The organism is uncultured Roseovarius sp. (assembly GCF_913054395.1).
In the GTDB taxonomy this organism is placed as follows: domain Bacteria; phylum Pseudomonadota; class Alphaproteobacteria; order Rhodobacterales; family Rhodobacteraceae; genus Roseovarius.
Map to the genome: position 1 here is coordinate 1 of NZ_CAJXIP010000038.1, position 19883 is coordinate 19883.

At 60.4% G+C, this 19883-nt stretch carries 17 protein-coding genes; 8 read left to right on the plus strand and 9 right to left on the minus strand.

Annotation, left to right across the window (positions count from 1 at the left end; translation table 11 throughout):
- Both QZ522_RS07455 and QZ522_RS07460 read left to right on the plus strand, forming a co-directional pair.
- On the plus strand, nt 1–765 hold a 765-nt coding region (locus tag QZ522_RS07455), incomplete at its 5' end, for a sigma 54-interacting transcriptional regulator (RefSeq protein WP_294609221.1).
- A 157-nt stretch (nt 766–922) separates the two neighbouring features.
- Nucleotides 923–2722, plus strand: a complete 1800-nt coding sequence (locus QZ522_RS07460) for an NAD(P)/FAD-dependent oxidoreductase (protein WP_294609222.1) — start codon at nt 923–925, stop codon at nt 2720–2722.
- A gap of 187 nt (nt 2723–2909) precedes the next feature.
- Here QZ522_RS07460 and QZ522_RS07465 read toward each other — a convergent pair whose 3' ends face one another.
- The 7 genes from QZ522_RS07465 to QZ522_RS07495 form a co-directional block, all read right to left on the minus strand.
- Nucleotides 2910–3077 carry a hypothetical protein gene (locus QZ522_RS07465; RefSeq protein ID WP_294609223.1) on the minus strand — a complete coding sequence of 56 codons (168 nt, stop codon included), beginning with the start codon at nt 3075–3077 and terminating at the stop codon, nt 2910–2912.
- A 2-nt stretch (nt 3078–3079) separates the two neighbouring features.
- On the minus strand, nt 3080–4210 hold the full coding sequence (locus tag QZ522_RS07470) for a M20 family metallopeptidase (protein WP_294609224.1): 1131 nt from the start codon (nt 4208–4210) through the stop codon (nt 3080–3082).
- A gap of 21 nt (nt 4211–4231) precedes the next feature.
- Nucleotides 4232–5209, minus strand: a complete 978-nt coding sequence (locus QZ522_RS07475) for a dipeptide ABC transporter ATP-binding protein (RefSeq protein WP_294609225.1) — start codon at nt 5207–5209, stop codon at nt 4232–4234.
- On the minus strand, nt 5206–6258 hold the full coding sequence (locus QZ522_RS07480) for an ABC transporter ATP-binding protein (RefSeq protein ID WP_294609226.1): 1053 nt from the start codon (nt 6256–6258) through the stop codon (nt 5206–5208). Before QZ522_RS07480 ends, QZ522_RS07475 begins: the two co-directional genes overlap by 4 nt.
- 4 nt (nt 6259–6262) lie before the next feature.
- On the minus strand, nt 6263–7147 hold the full coding sequence (locus QZ522_RS07485; RefSeq protein ID WP_294609227.1) for an ABC transporter permease: 885 nt from the start codon (nt 7145–7147) through the stop codon (nt 6263–6265).
- A 34-nt stretch (nt 7148–7181) separates the two neighbouring features.
- Complete coding sequence (locus tag QZ522_RS07490; protein ID WP_294609228.1) at nt 7182–8123, minus strand: ABC transporter permease; 942 nt, start codon at nt 8121–8123, stop codon at nt 7182–7184.
- A 66-nt stretch (nt 8124–8189) separates the two neighbouring features.
- A complete protein-coding gene (locus tag QZ522_RS07495; RefSeq protein WP_294609230.1) occupies nt 8190–9803 on the minus strand; it encodes an ABC transporter substrate-binding protein in 1614 nt (537 codons plus the stop codon).
- Between the two features lie 259 nt (nt 9804–10062).
- Between QZ522_RS07495 and QZ522_RS07500 the strand changes: the two genes are divergently transcribed.
- On the plus strand, nt 10063–10614 hold the full coding sequence (locus QZ522_RS07500) for a cupin domain-containing protein (RefSeq protein WP_294609233.1): 552 nt from the start codon (nt 10063–10065) through the stop codon (nt 10612–10614).
- A gap of 6 nt (nt 10615–10620) precedes the next feature.
- On the opposite strand, the gene QZ522_RS07505 is transcribed toward QZ522_RS07500, so the two are convergent.
- Entirely contained in the window at nt 10621–12039 is a 1419-nt protein-coding gene (locus tag QZ522_RS07505; RefSeq protein WP_294609240.1) for an amidase, read from the minus strand.
- A 78-nt stretch (nt 12040–12117) separates the two neighbouring features.
- Nucleotides 12118–13371: a Zn-dependent hydrolase gene (locus QZ522_RS07510; RefSeq protein WP_294609244.1), complete on the minus strand. Its 1254-nt coding sequence runs from the start codon at nt 13369–13371 to the stop codon at nt 12118–12120.
- Nucleotides 13372–13522: 151 nt separating this feature from the next.
- Between QZ522_RS07510 and QZ522_RS19080 the strand changes: the two genes are divergently transcribed.
- The 5 genes from QZ522_RS19080 (at nt 13523) to QZ522_RS07530 (ending at nt 19814) form a co-directional block, all read left to right on the plus strand.
- On the plus strand, nt 13523–13666 hold the full coding sequence (locus QZ522_RS19080) for a DapH/DapD/GlmU-related protein (protein ID WP_365353533.1): 144 nt from the start codon (nt 13523–13525) through the stop codon (nt 13664–13666).
- A 135-nt stretch (nt 13667–13801) separates the two neighbouring features.
- A complete protein-coding gene (locus QZ522_RS07515) occupies nt 13802–15208 on the plus strand; it encodes a hypothetical protein (protein ID WP_294609246.1) in 1407 nt (468 codons plus the stop codon).
- A 463-nt stretch (nt 15209–15671) separates the two neighbouring features.
- Nucleotides 15672–18011 (plus strand): outer membrane beta-barrel protein, encoded by a 2340-nt coding sequence (locus QZ522_RS07520; protein ID WP_294609251.1) that lies wholly within the window; start codon nt 15672–15674, stop codon nt 18009–18011.
- Nucleotides 18012–18176: 165 nt separating this feature from the next.
- A complete protein-coding gene (locus QZ522_RS07525) occupies nt 18177–19385 on the plus strand; it encodes a hypothetical protein (RefSeq protein WP_294609254.1) in 1209 nt (402 codons plus the stop codon).
- Nucleotides 19386–19448: 63 nt separating this feature from the next.
- A complete protein-coding gene (locus QZ522_RS07530) occupies nt 19449–19814 on the plus strand; it encodes a hypothetical protein (RefSeq protein ID WP_294609256.1) in 366 nt (121 codons plus the stop codon).
- Nucleotides 19815–19883: the final 69 nt, after the last annotated feature.

The following is a 19883-nucleotide window of genomic DNA, read 5'->3' on the forward strand; positions in this document are numbered from 1 at the left end:
GGGGCGGATCCGGCCCTGGAACGCATGCTGGGGCAAGCGGCCCGGCTGGCACCAACGCAGATTCCGCTTCTGATCTCGGGCGAGACCGGTACCGGAAAAGAAAAGCTGGCGCGCGCGATCCATGTCTCGGTGGCGACGGCACGCGTTTTTCACACGGTACGCTGTGCCACGGCCGCAGATCTTGCGGCGCTGCAAAATTCCGAGCCGGGGACGCTTTTCTTGCGCGGGGTCGAGGACCTTGATGCGCAGACACAGGCCAACATGCTGGCGCTTCTCGATCATGCGCCACATTTGCGCATCGTGGCATCCTGCCGTTGTGCGCCCGGAGACCTTGCCGACACGATGCGCCCGGATCTCTATCATCGGCTGGCGGGCGCTGTGTTGAGCATGCCGCCGCTACGGCACCGGACCGATATGGACTGGTTGATCGACCGTCTGCTGCGTCGGCGCTGCACCGATGATCTGCGTCTTTCTCCCGCGGCCAGGGCCGAGTTGAAATCGCGGGCATGGGCCGGAAATATCCGCGAGTTGGAGTCAGCGCTGGACGTGGCCGTAGCGCTGTGCGAGGGGCGGGTCATCGACCTGCCGGACCTGCCATTGGCGCAGGAGCGTCAGGCGGTCACGGAACACTTGGAGCAGGAAGACCTCGAAACGCTGATGGCGGCCTGCGGCTGGAACATGGCGCAGGCAGGGCGCCGCCTCGGGGTGAACCGCTCAACTGTGCTTCGACGGCTCCGCAAGGCAGGGCTAACGCCCCCCGAATAGGCCGTTTCGTCATGTTGCGCGCCCGTTGCACACGCAACAGCCCGCCCCCCTGATTGCGCGATTGATCGGTTTTGGTCGCAATTTGTGTTGCCTGCACACCGTTTCCCTTGCCAGCCTCCCGGTCGGAGGAAACTCAAACCAACCAAGGGAGGAACAGATGCTCGACACAACGATCGCAGACCAGACGCAGGCGATACTCGATAAATTCGGTGAGGCGCTGGAAAAGGGCGGCATCGCCAAGGCATGTGACATGTTTCAGGACGATTGTTATTGGCGCGACCTTGTCACGTTCACCTGGAACCTCAAGACGCTTGAGGGCAAGGACGAGATCGCCGACATGCTTTCCCAGCAGCTCGACAGGACAAAACCCACGGGCTGGAAGCTCGCCGAGGGGGAGGCGCCGACCGAGGAAAACGGTGTCACAACGGCCTGGATTCAGTTCGAGACAGAGGTGGCGCGGGGCTATGGCCTGATACGGCTGAAGGGCGACAAAATCTGGACCCTGCTTACCACAATGGTGGAACTGAAAGGCCATGAGGAACCCGCAGGCTTCAACCGGCCTCTGGGTGCAAGGCACGGGGCCGCGAAGAACCGCGAGACCTGGAAGGAGGAGCGCGAGCGCGAGGCAGCTGAGCTGGGATACAAGACGCAGCCCTATTGCCTGATCATCGGCGGCGGGCAAGGCGGGATCGCGATGGGTGCGCGACTGCGGCAATTGGGCGTGCCGACGATCATCGTGGAGCGTAACGACCGACCCGGAGACAGCTGGCGCAAACGTTACAAGTCGCTCTGCCTGCATGATCCGGTCTGGTATGACCACCTGCCCTATATCAAGTTCCCTGAGAACTGGCCCGTCTTTGCGCCGAAGGACAAGATCGGCGATTGGCTGGAGATGTACACCAAGGTCATGGAGCTGAACTACTGGACAAGAACCTCGGCCAAGAGCGCGGAATTCGACGAGGAGACGCAGGAGTGGACCGTCGTGGTGGACCGTGATGGCGAGAAAGTGGTCCTGAAGCCCAAGCAACTGGTCATGGCCACCGGCATGTCGGGCAAGAAACGGATGCCTGACTTTCCCGGTATGGACAGGTTCAAGGGGGTGCAACAGCATTCGTCCGAGCATGAGGGCCCTGATCGCTGGGCGGGCAAGAAGGTGGTTGTCGTGGGATCGAACAACTCGGCCCATGATATCTGTGCCGCACTTTGGGAGAATGACGCCGACGTGACCATGGTGCAGCGGTCCTCGACTCATATCGTGCGGTCGGACTCGCTGATGGAAATCGGCTTGGGTGCGCTCTATTCCGAAGAGGCCGTGCGCGCTGGTGTGACGACCGAAAAGGCGGACCTTATCTTTGCCTCGCTGCCCTATCGCATCCTGCCCGAGTTCCAGATCCCGGCTTACGAGCAGATGAAGGCGCGCGACAACGCGTTCTATGAGGGGCTCGAAAAGGCGGGCTTCTGGCTTGATTGGGGCGACGACGGCTCTGGGCTGTTTATGAAATACTTGCGGCGCGGATCGGGCTATTACATCGACGTAGGCGCCAGCCAGCTGATCATCGACGGCAAGGTAAAGCTGAAACGCGGGCAGGTGACAGAGCTTGATGAAACCGGTGTAATCCTCGACGACGGCACGCATCTGGACGCGGACCTGGTGGTCTATGCTACCGGCTACAACTCCATGAACGGGTGGGTCGCGGACCTGATGGGCCAGGAAAAGGCCGACCAGCTTGGGAAGTGCTGGGGCCTTGGGTCAGACACGACAAAGGATCCGGGCCCGTGGGAAGGCGAGCAGCGCAACATGTGGAAACCGACGCAGGTGGCGAACTTGTGGATGCATGGCGGCAACCTGCATCAGTCGCGGCACTACTCGCAGTTCCTGTCGCTGCAGATCAAGGCCCGGATGGAAGGCCTTCCAACCCCGGTCTACGGGCTGCCGGAAGTTCATCACTTGGGATGAGAACAACGTATGAAAGGTTCCCGGCATTTACATGCCGGGGACACAGCCGCCCTCCGCCCAGTTTTCCGCACATGCGATCAAGGGTGATCCGTGCAACAAGGTCCGCGGATAAGGTCCGGCGCATCCTTATTACCGTCAAGGGGACCTGTTTGATTACCTGATGCCACCGGCATCCCGGCTGCCTCACTTAGAATATCGCCACCAGCACGGATACACCCACAAGCGCAAGCAGAACGATCAGGCCGATCAGCCCCCCGACGGGTCTGACCGGCTGCGCGACGCGACATTGCGGACAGATCGGCGTGTTGCGCTTCAGTTTGCCGCCACAATTCAGGCAATGGGTCTCGTTTGACATTCTCAGATGATATGCTGCCGGCCCAGACGGGTGAATACCTCGACACAGGGAGCCATCAGCGCGGTTTCGAAATATTCATCCGTCTGATGCGCCATCGCCATCGCGCCCGGCCCCATGATCAGGGTTGCCGGATCGCCCATGGCGGGTTTGAGAACCGAGGCATCGGTGAAATACGTCGCGGCCCCGACCTCGGGCCGCTGGCCCGTCACCTCTTCCACAACGGCAAACACCTGTTGCATCCACGGGTGGTCAGGGGCCGTAAAGACATGATCCATGTCGGTCATCGGCTCGATGTCCACGTCGTCGCCAAGAAGTGCTGCAAGCTGTTCCTTGATCCCGGCATTGCTCTGCCCCACGGTCGAGCGGATATCGACACCCACACGGGCCAGATCGGGAACCGAGTTGACGTTCAGGCCAGCACTCATGTTGCCCACATTCAACGACGCCCCCCCCATGACCGGATGCGGCTCGACGCCGAAATCGAACCCGCGCAGTGCGGAGATCGACTCGCAAGCGGCGAAAATGGCGTTCTTCCCCTTTTCGGGCATTGATCCATGCGCCGTCACGCCCTTGTGGACAAGCGTCAGCCACAGCGCGCCCTTGTGCCCGATGAACGGGCGGTTGTCGGTGGGTTCCGCAACGACCAGCGCGTCGCAAGTGCCCAACAGGTCCGGGCATTCGGCCAGTGCCAGCACACCTTCGCACCCGGTTTCCTCGCCGGCGCTGAAGATCAGCTTGACCTCGGCGCGGCGTACCGGCTCTTGCGCCAGTGCAAGCCCGGCCATGATGCAGGCGGCCACGCCGCTTTTCATGTCCGATGTTCCGCGCCCGTACATGCGGCCATCCTTGATCTCGCCTGCGAATGGGTCTTCGCTCCAGTCCACCTGTCCAAGCGGCACGGTATCGAGATGCCCCGAATAGACAATCGCACCGCGCGTCGCCTCTTCGGTCGCGGGCAGCGTCGCGATCAGATTGGGCCGTTGCGGCTGCCAATCATGCCAGGTGATCTGAAACCCCGCATTTTCCAGCAACCCGGCGATATAACGCGCGCATTCGGCCTCATTACCCGGCGGGCTGATCGTGTTGAACTCGATCAGTTTCCGGGTCAGGTCCAGTCCGGTCAGGTCAGTCATTTTGGTCTCCGGCAAATTTGGTCAGCGAAGATGGCACGCGGCCATGTGCCCCGGCGCGACTTCGCGCAACTCGGGCTCTTCCTTGAAACAGCGGTCCACGGCAAAGGGGCAGCGGGTATTGAAGTTGCACCCTTTGGGCGGCTTCATCGGGCTTGGCACATCACCCTTCAGCACCTTGCGCGTCTTGCGTCTGCGCGGGTCGGGGATGGGGACGGATTCAAGCAACGCCTCGGTATAGGGATGCTGCGGCGAGCGGAACAGGCTTTGCTTGTCCGTGATCTCGACCAGCTTGCCCAGATACATCACGCCGATCCGGTGGCTGATATGCTGAACGATCGCCAGATCATGTGCGATGAACAGATAGGACAGGCCCAGTTCCTCTTGCAGGTCCATCATCAGGTTCACTACCTGCGCCTGCACGGACACATCAAGCGCCGAAACGGGTTCGTCAGCAATGATGATCTCGGGGTTCAGCGCAAGCGCCCGCGCGATCCCCAGCCTCTGGCGCTGTCCGCCCGAAAACTCATAGGGAAAGCGATGCATCGCGTCCTGCCGCAGCCCGACACGCGCAAACAGGTCGGCCACTTTTTCACGCCGCTCCGCCGGGGTCAGGTTGCCATAATTGCCAAGCGGTTCGCCCACGATATCCCCGGCCCGCAGCCTTTGGTTGAGCGATGCGTAAGGGTCCTGAAAGATGACCTGCATCTGTTGGCGATACGGGTGCATCTCCCGGCGCGAGATATGGGTGATATCCTTGCCTTTCAGCAGGATCTGCCCGCTGGTCGGGTCTTCCAGACGCAGGATCGCCTTGCCTGTCGTGGATTTGCCACAACCCGATTCACCAACGATCCCAAGGGTTTCGCCCGCATTCACCGAGAACGAAACACCGTCCACAGCATAGACGCGCGCCAGTTCACGGTTACGTAGCCCGCCCCGGATCGGGAAATGCTTGGTCAGGTTCCTGACTTCAAGAAGCGGTGTCTCTGATTTCACGGTCATAGGGTCCAGTCCGGCAGGTTTACACTTTCCCAGCACGCGGCAAGGTGATCGGGTTTCTTGGCTTCAAGCGCGGGATATTCCGCGCGGCAACGGTCCGTCGCAAAGGCGCAACGCTCGGCAAAGGTGCAGCCCTTCGGCAGGTTGGTCAGGGCCGGAACGATACCGGGGATTTCCGAAAGCCGCTCTTGGCGCGCCTCGGAAAAATCGGTCGTCAGCCGCGGCACCGACCGCATAAGCCCGCGCGTATAGGGATGCTGCGGGCGTTCGAATATTTCGGCAACATCCGCTTCTTCCACCTTGCGCCCGGCATACATGACCAGAACCCGGTCAGCCATTTCCGCCACCACGCCCAGATCGTGCGTGATCAGGATAATCGCGGTTTTCAGCTTGTCGCGGATTTCCTCCATCAGCGCGAGAATCTGCGCCTGGATGGTCACGTCCAGCGCCGTTGTCGGCTCGTCCGCGATCAGCACCGAAGGATTGCACGACAGCGCCATGGCGATCATCACCCGTTGCCGCATCCCGCCCGACAACTGGTGCGGATATTCTTTCAGGCGGCGGCGCGGCTCTGGGATATGCACAAGGTCCAGCATCTCGGCGGCATGGTCCATCGCCTGTTTCCGGGACAGGCCCTGATGCAGCATGATCGACTCGGTCAACTGGTCCCCGATGCTCAGAACCGGGTTGAGCGATGACATCGGGTCCTGGAAGATCATCGAGATTTCATTGCCACGCACATGACGCATCTCGTCTTCGCTGGCCTGCAAAAGATCGCGGCCCTTGAACATGATCCGCCCCGAGGCGAACCGCGCAGGCGGGCGCGGCAAAAGCTGCATGACCGACAGAGACGTGATGGATTTACCGCAACCGGATTCCCCCACCACACCCAGAATTTCACCGGGGCGGACGGCAAAGTTCAGCCCGTCGACCGCCTTGACGACACCATCGCGCGTGTCGAAATAAGTGCGCAGGTCGTCGACCTCAAGCACGGGGTCCGTTCCGGCCTCTGCGGACGGGCCGCGATCCAGAAGAGAAGTGTCTTCGGTCATCTTCTCAGACCCTCCTTTGCATGCGCGGATCGAGCGAGTCACGCAGACCGTCCCCGAAGGTGTTGATCGCGAAAACCGTCAGGGCCAGAAACGCCCCCGGATACAGGATGATCCCGACGGATTGGAAAAAGAACATCCGCCCCTCGGCCATGATGTTGCCCCAACTGGGGATTTCCGGCGGCGTGCCCGCACCGACAAAGCTCAGGTAAGCCTCGAAAATCACCGCCTGCGCGCAGATATAGGTCGCCTGCACGATCAGCGGCGGGATGGTATTGGGCAGGATGTGCCGGATCAGGATACGTGGGGTCGAGGTGCCACAGGCGATTGCCGCCTGCACATAAAGCTGGTCGCGCAGCATCAGGACGACCGACCGCACCAGCCGCACCACACGCGGAATTTCCGGGATGGTCAGCGCCAGGATCACGTTGGGCACGCTGCTGCCCCACAGCGCCACCAGCGCGATGGCCAGCAGGATCGAAGGAATGGACATCAGCGCATCCATAAGGCGCATGATCACGGCATCGACACCGCGCACGAACCCCGACACCAAACCGATGGCGAGCCCGAAACTCGTGGCCAGGGCGGCGACCGTCAAGCCGACGACCAGCGACACCTGCCCGCCATGCAGGACACGGCTGAACAAATCGCGCCCGTACATATCGGTCCCGAACAGCGCATGGAGTGACGGCGATTGCAGCCGGTTGCGCGGGGATTGCTGCATCGGGTCGGCCAGGCCCAGCCAGGGCGCCAGAAACGCCAGCCCCGCCATCAGCAACAATACGGCCACCCCGAACAGCATCGTCGGATTGCGCTTGAAAGATTCCGCGACCACCCCCGCACGATGCTTCAGGCGCGCGCCGAATGACAGTTCTTGCACATGCAAACTCATTGGATTTCTATCCTTGGACTTCTGGCTGACCGGCTCAATACCGGATGCGCGGATCGAACAGCACATAGCTCAGGTCGATCAGCAGGTTCAGCAGGACATAGGTGAAGGAAAACACGAGGATAACGCCCTGGATCACGGGATAGTCGGTGCGCAGAACCGCATCGACCGTCAGCCGCCCAAGGCCGGGAATGGCAAACACACTTTCGGTCACGACCACACCGCCGATCAGCAGGGCAACCCCCAGACCGATCGTGGTGCTGATCGGCACCATCGCATTCTTGAGCGCATGCTTGATCAGCACCTTGCGCGTCGCCAGTCCCTTGGCATAGGCGGTGCGCACGTAATCCTCATTCAGGACATCCAGCATCGTGGCGCGGGTCATGCGCGCGATCAGCGCCATATAGACCGCCCCCAGCGTTAACGCGGGCAAGATGATATGCGACAGGAACCCCGGCACGCTTTCAAGGATGCTGGTATAGCCCTGCACCGGGAACCAGCCCAATTTGCGCGACCCGCCGAGGATCAGCAGGTAACCGATCACGAAAACCGGAACCGAAAACCCGAAGACCGCCAGCGTCATGACCGCGCGGTCGATCCATGTTCCGACTTTCCAGGCCGCGATGACGCCAAGCGGGATCGCCAGGGTGATGGCGATCAGCATGGTGCAAAGCGTCAGCATCAGCGTCGGCTCAAGCCGCTGCCCGATCAGCTTGGTCACCGGCAGTCCGGAATAGATGGATTGCCCCATGTCCCCATGCAGCAGGTTGAGCAGCCAGCCCCCGAACTGGACATAAAGCGGATCGTTCAGGCCCAGTTGTTCGCGAATTTTCAGTATCTGCTCTTCGGTTGCAAAATCCCCGGCAATGATCGCCGCCGGGTCGCCCGGACTGAGGTGCAGCAACATGAAAACAAACACCGCCACGATCGCCATGATCGGGATGGTCGCGATAAGTCGACGAATGATATATGCGTACATGCCCGGCTCACCTTGTTGATTGGGCGGCAGCGCGCGACGGGCGCGCGCTGCCTGATCAAAGGACGATTACTCGACCGAAATGTTCCAGAAGAACGGAACCGGGGCCTCCAGAACGCCCTTCACGTTGTCGCGGAAGGCAGTCGGCTGATAGTACTGTCCGGTCGGGATATAGGGCACGAAATCATAAAGCTCGGCCTGCAATTCCTCGATGATCTCCATCTGCTTTGCCGCATCGGTTTCCTTGGCAAAAGCATTGCGCAGATCTTCAATCTTCTGGTTTTCAGGCCAGCCGAACCAGGCATTTTCGCCCGAAGCCGCAACCGAGATGTTGGTCACGGGGTTCAACTGGTCGGCCGCCAGCCACCATGTCGGGAAGATGTTCCAGCCACCATTCTCGGGGGCTTCGCGGACGGCCCGGCGCGACGTCATCGTCGCCCAGTCCATCGCGACCAGCTTCACGTTCATGCCGATCTCGCGCAGCGCCTGCGCCGTCACAAGCGCCTGCCCGTGCGCCACAGGAATATCCGTCGGATCAAGGATCAGCACCTCGCGCCCGTCATAGCCGGATTCCGCCAGCAGAGCCTTGGCCTTTTCGACATCCTTTTCACGAAGCGGCTCGCTGCCGATATCGGTTTCGTAGGGCCCGCCGCACATGAAATAGGCGCCGCAGAACTCTTCAAAATAGGCCGGGTCACCCATGATCGAATACATGTAGTCGGCCTGTTGCACGGCCCACAACGCGGCCTGACGGGCCTTCTTGTTGTCGAACGGCGGGTATTTGAAGTTGAAGCGGACAACGCCCTGCGTGCCAAGCGGGTCAACAGTCTCGACCTTGATCGAGGGGTCCGACTGGATCATCGGCAGCAGGTCGACGGCAGGTTGCTCGTAGTAATCCACCTCACCGGCCAGCAGGGCCTGGCTTGCGGTCGCCGCATCGGGGATATAGCGCCACTCGACACGATCCACATTGGCCACTTTGCCGCCCGCGGCATAGCTTGCGGGCTCTTCACGCGGCACATATTCGTCGAATTTTTCGTAAACCACCTGGTTGCCCGGCTGCCACTCGTCGGCAACGAATTTGAACGGCCCCGAACCGATGATTTCCTCGACCTGTTTGTTGGGGTCGGTTTCGGCCAGACGCTTGGGCATGATGAACGGCACGTTGGACGAAATCTTGCCAAGCGATTGCAACACCAGGCCATAGGATTCGCTCAGTGTCAGAACAACAGTCTTGTCATCCGCCGCTTCAAGGCTGGCGGTGACGCGCATCAGCTTCTGACCCATCCCGTCCCGCGCGCCCCACCGCTTGATCGATGCAACGACGTCTTCGGCGGTCACCGGCGATCCGTCATGGAAGGTCAGACCGTCGCGCAGCGTGATCGTATAGGTCAGCCCGTCTTCGCTGACGTCGTGGCCCGCAGCCATCTGCGGCTGGACCTCCAGGTTTTCGTCGAGCGCGAACAGCGTGTCGAACACCAGATACCCGTGGTTTCGGGTGATATACGCCGTCGTCCAGATCGGGTCGACATTGCGAAGGTCGGCATGCGGCACGATCTTCAGCACCGATTCCGCGCTGACCGGCGCCGTGGCCCCCATCAGACCCGCAACGGCAATCGGTGCGGACAGCACGGCATGACGGGCGGATTTCTTCAATACATTAGCAAATGCAGTGATAGGCATTTGTGACTCCCTGAGTTTGCTTCCCGGCAGGGCGACGCATTCAACGTCCCAACCGCTGGCTATCATTCATTTTCATGGTCGCGCTGCGAAACAGCTGACAAGGCCAAAGGTAAGCGCAGTTCGCCGCACTATGCAAGTATCTTGCATAAACTTGTCCGCAAGTGGCCGGAGATGCTTAATTTTATAGCACAGTTGACAATCGAAGAGGTCGGGAAAAGAAAGGAACGATGCAAATCACTGGTCAAAAAAGGTTGGGTACATGATCGGAAGTCGAATTAAAGCACTGCGCAGAATCCGAAACATGACCCTGAAACAACTGGCGGAACTGGCCAATACCTCAGAAGGGCACATGTCGAAGATCGAGAACGACAAGACCCAGCCCTCTGTCGCCCTTCTGCACCGTATCACACAGGCGCTGGATATCACGATCGGGCTTCTGTTTGATGAAACGAACGGCAAGGAACAGGTCGTCTCACGCATGGGGGAACGCCCGGTCATCGACCTGGACCCGGTTCGGCGGGGCACCGGAATCTGCCTCGAACGCATCATTCCGCATTCCAAGGATCACATCCTGCAATGCAACATCCACATCATTGAACCGAATGGCTCCAGTGAAGACCATATTCAGCATGTGGGCGAAGAAATGGGCTACGTTCTGGAAGGCGAACTTGAACTGACGCTCGACGATACCCTGTATCATCTGCGCGAAAACGACTCCTTTCATTTCAATTCCAGCCGTCGGCATGCCTACCGCAATCCCGGAAAGACACGTACACGCGTGCTCTGGGCGAACACGCCCCCGACCTTCTGAGGCGTTTCACACGCCAGCCAGCTTTGGCGGATTCTTCTGCGGCCAGGCCGTCGCCTCATGATACAGCGCCGCTATGTCCAGAAGCCGCCGATCGCCTCCTTTCCGGCCAATCAGCTGAATACCCATCGGCAACCCGTTGTCTCCGAACCCGGCAGGCATCGCCAAGGCAGGCAGCCCAGCCAGGCTGGCCGGCACCATCGCCTCCATCCAGCGGTGATAGGTGTCCATCTTGAGTCCGGCCACCTCTGCCGGCCAGCTCCAGTCCAACGGAAACGGCCAGACCTGCGCGGTCGGCAAGACCAGCGCATCGTAGGTATCAAACAGCGTCGCCGCCGTCTGAAACCATCCCGAGCGGGCGACGCTGGCCTTGTGAACCTCCACGGCCTTCATCGCAAGCCCGCGCTCAATCTCCCAAACGGCATCCGCCTTGATCTGATCCCGCGTTTTCGGACTCTCCAGCAACCCCGAGAGTTTTGACGCCATCGTCCAGCTCCGCAGGGTCGTCCAACTGTCCCACAGCGCCTCACGGCTGTAGGGCGCGGGAACGTCCTCTACCCGGCACCCGAGATCGGCAAGCGTCTGGCATGCGGCCTGACACAGGTCCAGAATGCCCTCATCCATCGGAAAGGCGCCGTCCCAGTTCCCCAGCCAGCCAATCCTGACCCCTGCCGGGTCGATCCCGGCCAGTTCCAGATCGGGAACGAGCATACTGTGCGGCTGTCGCGGATCCGGGCCCGCCATGACCTTCAGCAGCAAAGCAAGGTCCTGCGGGCTGCGCGCCATCGGGCCATCGGTCGAAATCTGATGCAGGAACGTGTCCGCTGCGGGCTCTGCGGGAACAAGGCCCCAACTTGGACGCATGCCGTACACATTGTTCCATCCTGCCGGATTGCGCAGACTGCCCATCATGTCCGACCCGTCCGCAATCGACACCATGCGCGCCGCCAGCGCAACCGCCGCGCCGCCCGACGACCCGCCACAGGACACGCTTGAATCGTAGGGGTTGCATGTCGCGCCATGCACCGGGTTGAACGTATGGCTGCCAAGAGCAAACTCAGGCGTGTTCGACTTCCCGATCACGATGGCCCCGGCCTTGCGCATGCGCGACACGAACAGGTCGTCCTTTTTCGCGATCCTGCCGGCAAAGGCCGGTGATCCCATGCTGGTCGGGAACCCCTTTGCATTGGCCATGTCCTTCACACAGATGGGAAGCCCCGCCAAAGCACCGCCAACCGGCGCGGCATCGGCAGCACGCGCCTCGGCCATCAGCGCATCGCCGTCTTTCATCGACACAACGGCGTTCAAAACACCGTTCGTTTTTTCGATCCGCTCCAGCGTCGCCCGCATAAGCTCTTCGGCGCTCAGCTGCCCGGCCCCCAGACGGTCGCGCAACTCGACCGCCCCAAGCTCCAGAATGTCGCTCATATCTGTCTCCCTGTCATTTTGGCGCGCCCCGGCTTTCTTCTTGGTAAAAATACTCCGGGGGTAAGGGGGCAACGCCCCCTATTGCGTCACGATCCCGGCTGTTTCGACAACCGCATGCATCAGAACATCGGTCCCGGCGGCCGCCCAGCCCTTGCTGATCTCTTCGGCCTCGTTATGGCTCAGCCCGCCGACGCAGGGGCACATCACCATTGCCGTGGGCGCCACGCGGTTGATCCAGCAGGCATCGTGCCCCGCCCCCGACACCAGATCGCGATGCGAATAGCCCAGCCTTTCGGCCGCCCCGCGCACGGCCTCGACGCAACCGCTGTCGAATTCTACCGGGTCAAAGCCGCCGACGGTCTCGAACGCCACGTCACAGCCCATACCGGCGCAAATCTCCGTCGCCGCCGCCTTCATCCGCGCGACCATGTCCTCGATCACCGACAACTGCGGCGAGCGGAAATCGACGGTAAACACCGCCTTGCCGGGAATCACGTTGCGCGAGTTGGGGAAGATGTCGATATGTCCCGCCGCGCCCACCGCATCGGGCGCGTGGCTCAGCGCGATTTCCTCGACCTTCTCCAGCACCCGCGCCATGGCCAGCCCAGCATTGCGCCGCATCGGCATCGGGGTCGAGCCAGTATGCGCGTCCTTGCCGGTGATCGTCACCTGCGTCCAGTTCAGCCCCTGCCCGTGGGTAACCACCCCGATATCCTTGCCCTCGGCCTCGAGGATCGGGCCCTGTTCGATATGCAGCTCGAAAAAGGCATGCATCCTGCGCGCGCCCACCTCTTCCTCGCCGCGCCAGCCGATCCGGTCCAGCTCGTCGCCGAATGTTTTGCCCTCGGCATCCTCGCGCATCTCGGCCCAGGCCTGCGTGTGGACACCGGCAAACACCCCCGAGGCCAGCATCGCCGGGGCGAATCGCGTCCCTTCCTCATTGGTCCAGTTGGTCACCACGATCGGGTGCTTCGTCTTGATCCCCAGATCGTTGAGCGTGCGCGCGATCTCGAGCCCGCCCAACACGCCAAGCACGCCGTCGTATTTGCCGCCCGTCGGCTGGGTGTCCAGATGACTGCCCACATAGACCGGCAGCGCGTCCGGGTCGGTGCCTTCACGCCGGGCAAACATGTTGCCAAGCTGGTCGACGCCAATACTGCACCCCGCCGCCTCGCACCAGGATTGAAACAGCGCACGGCCTTCGCCGTCTTCGTCGGTCAGCGTCTGGCGATTATTCCCCCCCGCCACACCCGGCCCGATCTGTGCCATCTCATTCAGACTGTCCCACAGCCTGTCACCATTCACACGAAGGTTTTCGCCCGGTGCCGACATCTCGCTTTCTCCCTGATGAAAGTTTGTTGCATTGAGCCCTAGCATGCGCAAATCTGGCGAAAGGACAACAGGGTCCAACCACCCCCTGTCACAATCAAGCCCACCAGACCGCGCCAGAGGGATTGCCAAGGTTTCGGATCAGCCCGCGGGAATGTTCGATTCGCTATTTCAGCTCAGTATAGTTGGTGCCGTCAGCCTCACGCTTTCAGGTGGTGGAACCAATGCAGGCATTGGAATTTCGCTTGGGGATAATTGCGTCGCCGAAGCCGGCCTTTATGTCACGCGTGACGGATAACGGGGCGCATGTGTGCCTGCCTGAGGTCCTGCGATAGTGCAGGATTCCAACTGTTTTTGCCGGATACCTCCGGGACCAGGCGTTGACCCCGCGAATCTGATGCATTAGTCAGCGGGTTTGACATAGATTCAGTATATGCCGATCAACATGAAACGCGCAGTGGCAGGGGTAACAGGCCTCAGCCTGATCCTTGTCACCGTCAATGTCATCTTGGTGGAGTGGCGTGGTGGCCAGATGATACAGGCCGCAGAGCCAGCACTGGCGCTGTCCCTGCTTGTTCTTCTGGCTCCGCAGGTTCGGCGCGGGCGGCAGATTTTCGTTCTCATCGGGATCGCTCTGACGATCGCCCTGGCCTTTAAGGGTTCCGACTGGCTGGCCGTGTCGCGCGCCGGGCTGGCAAAGGCGGCGTTCATCTGTGCGTTCTTTTGCGCATTGGCAAGCCTGCGCAGTGTGGCAGAATCTGCGCCATCCATTCAGAACGCAGGCCGCTTTCTGGCCATGCAGCCCCCGGGTCGGCGCTATATCGCCCTGACCTTCGGTGGACAGATGTTCGCTCTGGTCCTCAACTACGGCGCCATCGCGCTGCTTGGCGCCCTGGCGACCGCAAGTATGGGGATGGAGCAGGATCCGCGCATCCGGAAAATCCGGGCGCGGCGCATGTTGCTGGCGATCCAGCGCGGCTTCACCTCAACTCTGCCGTGGTCGCCGCTGTCCTTCGCCGTCGCCATCACCACGGCGCTTGTTCCCGGCACAAGCTGGGCCACCGTTGTCATGCCGGGACTGGTCACCGCCTTCCTGATGGCCGGGACAGGATGGGCGCTCGACACCATCTTCAAGCCGCGCGTGACGCCGCAGGGCGGACCACGGGAAAAGCCGGACGGAAGCTGGCTGTTGTTGTCGCCGCTGCTCGTGCTTCTTGTCCTGATCATGGGGAGCAGCGTGGGCTTGTTTCTGCTGACCGGGATCAGGGTCGTGGGGCTGGTCCTTCTGGTGGTGCCGGTGGTGGCTGTCGCCTGGACTCTCCTTCAGACGCGTCACGCGGCGCAGGACGGCGGGCGGGGGTTTCGGGCACGGATTGCGTCCTATATGATGACGGATCTGCCTGGTGTTAAAGAAGAGGTCGTCCTGCTGATGATGGCGGGGTACATCGGGACGGTCGGTTCGGCCCTGCTGACCCCGGTAATGACAGCAGGCGGAATGGATCTGTCGACGGTTCCGGCGCCCATGATTTTCATAGCCTGCGTTTATATTGTTCCGTTGGCCGGTCAGCTCGGTATGAATCCGATCCTTGCCGTGACGCTTCTGGTGCCGCTTATTCCCTCGGCAGAGGTTCTTGGTGTATCGCCGACAGCGGTGGTTGTAGCGGTCACGGCCGGCTGGGCCCTGACGGCAGCTACATCGCCGTTTACCGCGACGACGCTGCTGATCGGAAGCTTTGCTCGGGTTTCGGCACGCCATGTCGGATTGGTCTGGAACCGTTGGTACTTCATCGTGACTTCGATTCTTTTGTCGGTCTGGGTCGTGATTTTTGGTCTCCTCTGACAGGCCGGGCAAATCGCGGTTTGCGCAGGCCGGACCGATGCAATCCAAGCATATGGCAGGGCCTTCACACTGCCTGAAATCCTGCGGTTAGGTCTCGAAGGAACATGCCCCCGAAATTCAAGGCCACGGGCGTATCAGAGAGACTGAACAGTGGGGGCAGGTTCAGCGAATTGGCGTTCATCACGCCGAGACCCCGATTGATGGGGCGACGTCAAAACACTGTGGGCTTTTTGCCACGCGGTTCCGGAATGTCAGGCGACTTAACCTAGATCAATTGGTCCAGTTAGGTAAGCTGTTACCGGCGGAGAGGAACCGAACATAGCGTTGAGAAGGCATTGAAATGGCGAGAAAATCTAAACTTTACGGCACTCTTTTAACTGGGGTTGCCACTCTTGCCTTCACACAATGGGCCGCTGCCGACAGTGAAAATACACTGGTTCTGTCGACACAAGACGCAAATCCTGTGAAAATCGACGCCGGTGTGTCAGTCAGCGAACAGTTCACCGACAACGTCTTCCTGACGGCCAATGATCGCCGTTCCGATTTCGTGACTGTGCTGGAGCCCTGGGTCGCTCTTTCGCTGAGCCGACAGGATTTCAGGCTGAATCTTGAGGCCGCCGCCGAAGTTGGCCGGTTCGCCGATAATTCGAGCGAAGACTACAATGATTACTTTCTTGGCGCCGAGGCGCGCTATCGCATCAATGGCAATCTCTTTGCGTTTGGCGGGCTGGATTATGCCTGGGATCACGAAAGCCGGAATTCGCCCGATGACGTGAATGGGGTGGAGCCCACCGAATTGCGCGACGCCAGTGGCTTTTTCGGGCTTGGCGGCAAGGTCAACGGCAGGAGTTTCCGGCTGGGCGTGAATGTGCGGCGCCTCGACTACGATGATGTCCTGCAATTCAACGGCGTGACATTTGCGAATATCGACAACGACGACAGGGATCGGGTTGAAACCGAAGTCGGTGGTCGGTTGGGCGTTGCATCAACGGAAAACGGTGAGTTTTTCGTTCAGGGCATTTATGACAAGCGGGAATACGACGACAGGTTCGACAACGCGGGCCTGGGATTCCGGCGCAGTTCAGACGGGTTTCAGGCGGCGCTCGGCTATACAGGTCAGGTCGGTGAGCTGAAGGGTGAGGCGCTGTTGGGGATCATGTCGCAGGATTATGACGACCCGCGCTTCGGCAGGACGACAACAGTCGATTTCGGCGCCGACCTGACATGGCCCATCAGTGCGAAAACCGATCTTACCGGCATCCTTGAACGCAGCATCGAAGAAACCACCCTGAACGGAGCGTCGGGCTATATCTCAAGTTCGGCGGGGCTGCGGCTGCGTCACCGGGTGGCGCCCGACATGTCCATTGCCGGATACTTCTTTCTGACCCAGAACGACTATCAAGAGGTGTCGCGCAGCGATGTTCTTACCGAGACCGGCCTATCGTTGCGGTATTATCTCAATCCGCGCATCTATATGGATACGGATTATGATTTCCTGCAAAGGCAATCGGATGTTGCGGGCGTCGACTATGATGAGCACCGCCTGACCCTGAGTTTTGGCACAGCGCTTGACCCGCGCTATCGAAAGGACGCACCGAATCTGGCAAAAGCCGGGGCATCCGGGTTTTATGTCGGGGCGCAGCTTGGCGATACCGCCTTGCAGACCAAGAATGACGGGCCCCGCGGCGCGGGCGGCAACCTGACCGCTGATTTCGGCGACCACGACCTCTCGGGCGGTGTCTTTGCCGGTTACCGCACGGATTTCGGAAACCTGGTTCTGGGGGCAGAAGCCGAAGTGGAGTTCAGCGATTCCGGATGGACACATCAGGGCAATCGGAATTTCTCGGCCAAACGCGGCAACTCGTTTGGTGTGAGTGCCCTCGCCGGGGTGCGGACGCGGAATGACAACCTTGTCTTCGGGCGCTTCGGGCTTGTCTCGACCGAATTCGACAGCACCTATCAACAGGGCCTGAACCCGCTCGTTTCCGTCAGTGACCGAGAGCTTGGCCTGCTGGTGGGTATTGGCACCGAAGTGCCCCTGGGCCGCGGCCTGTCGGGACGGATGGAATATCAGGTGCGCGCCTACGAGGACTATTCCATCGGCTCGCCCCTTGGTGGCGCGGATGATGACAATTTCGCGAATATCGAAAGCGTTGCACGGGTCGGTCTTGTGTACGAATTCGGCGCGCGGAACCGTCCTGGCCCCGAAATCGAACCGACCGACTTTTCTGGCTTCTATGCCGGTGTTCAGTTGGGGCACGGTACAGTGCAAAGCGACAACACCGGCCCCCGCCCGAATGCCGCAGCGCCCACTTTCACGCTTGCCACCACCCGCGCGGGTCATGGCTTCACCGGCGGTCTGCTTGCCGGGTACGGGTATCAGGCCAACGATTTCTATATTGGCGGCGAGGCTGAATTTGAACTCTCGACGGCAGATTGGAACATTGAACGAAGCCCGGAAGGCCGGATTTATTCGGTGGAAATGATCGGGTCGATCGGTGCGGGCCTGCGCCTGGGATATGTGGTCAACGATTCGGTGCTGATTTACGGGCGTGCCGGTGTCGTCCGCTCCAGATTCAATTCCAACTATCAGTTCGGCGGCGTGTCGGTCGATCAGGATGACGACCTTGATGGTGTCCGGTTTGGCGGCGGCGTTGAATTTGCAGTCGGTGAAAAGACGCATGTCAGGTTCGATTACACCCAGACCGAATATGATTCTCATTCGGTCAATTACGTCGCCGGTGTCGATCAGTTTGACACAAGCGAGCGGCTGTTCCGGGTTGGCCTGACCAGGGCGTTCTGAACCCGCCAGAGACAACGAGACTTCCGGCAGGTTTTGCCGGAAGTTTAATTGTCGCACTTAACCTATATCAATTTCTGAATGTGTCGATTGTGCTTTGGTGGGCGCGAAGGCAGCGGTGAAACAACGCCCCCCTGCCTTGAGTGAAACGGCAATCCGGAGAACACCATGACGCAATTTTTCAATTTCAAGAGTTCGCTGAAGTACACGCTTGCCGCTGGCTGCGCCATCGTCGCACTGGCAACCTCCCCGATCGAATCTGGCATGGCCTTCGCCGAGCAGGGCTCGGGTCAGGGCAAGCAGGCGCATGGCTCGCAATCGGGCGCCGGAGGCGGTCACGGCCAAGGTGGCCAAATGGGTCAGGACAGCCGGGGCAAGGGCCTTGGCGGAATTTTCAAGGACATCACCGGCATGGACGACCAGACCGGTGGTCACGGGGATTCGGCAGATGCCGCCGACGAGGGCGAAGATGATTCTGACCGCCCCGAATGGGCCGGCGAACCTGGCGGCATGGATGGGTCAGGCGGCGGTCAACCGGCAACCTCCGGCTCGAAAAAGGGGGATGTCTTTGGTGATCTGTGGATCATCGACCGCGATGCGAACGGCGTTCCGATCCTGACTGCGGATGGCTACGTTCAACCGCTGGATGCCGAGGGCAACCCGATCGAACTCGACGAAGAGGGGCATCCTGTTGATGAATCACTTACGGTTGAGGTTGAACTCGGGCGGCTGAACGTTGGCCGCGCGCCGACGAAAGTGCTTGAAACCCGTGCCGATGAAGTCATCGCGGTTCTGTCCAGTGCGACGGCTATTTCCACGGATGCTGCGGGCCGGCTTGTGCTTACGGTTGACGGCGAAGATAAAACCATCGACTCGCCCTTGGAAAACCTCGCCATCTATGTGGCTCTGCTGACAACCGGAAGCATCCCTGACCTTACGCCCGATGATCTGATTGGCACGGATTATGATTTCCTGGTCGATGGTCAGTATACCCAGGCTGATCTTGATGCTTCGGCGTCCTTCCTTGCTGCGGCAACCGATAAAACCGGCGAATTCACCACTGACGAGATTGCCTATATTGATGCATTCCTCGGGATTAATACAACCTCCACAGGGGATGTGACCTATTCGGTGGTGGATTACTCGGCCTTCACATATGACCGCTCGGATACTTACTCCGGTGTAACCACCACGGTGCTGGTAGAGCAGGCTGACGGAACATTTGTGGCCGAGAGCGTCGATGTCTACGAGGCCGTTTTCGGGTCGGTTGACGCCTCGGCTGCCGGTTCGCTGGATGCCTATACACTGGCGGCGGATGATTCACGCGCTGTCGTGAATTTCATCCATGAATATGCTGTCCCCGAAGCCATTCAATAAAGAGTTCAGTCCGGGGCGGCGGATACGCTGCCCCGGATGCTTCGATCTGAAAGGATAGTCAGAATGCCCGAAAACTGGATGAACCGCCGGCTTGTGCTGACCAGCCTTTGTGCGCTCGTCGTTGCGGGTCCTGTCGCCGCCCAACACGAGGATGGGACAGCCACGGATCATGGCGCGGACACAGGCCATGCAAGCGGCGCCGGTGGCGCTCAGCATGGCAGACCTGCGGATGCGCATAATAGCGGCGAAGATGATCATGGTGACGATCACGGTGACGATCATACCTCTGACGAGGGGGACCACTCTGATCACGAGAGCGGCGGCAAGGGCAAGGGCCCCAAGTACCGTGGCGGCCGCGACACCGTGACCGTCGGCGTTGGACATGGCCGGTCTCTGGAAGAACGGGTGCTGAAAGTACCGGCGTTCTGAAGGCCTGCGTGATCTTTACCGCTCAACCGAGGCCTTCCATCGCAACCGTTTCCAGAGTGTCCAAAGCCC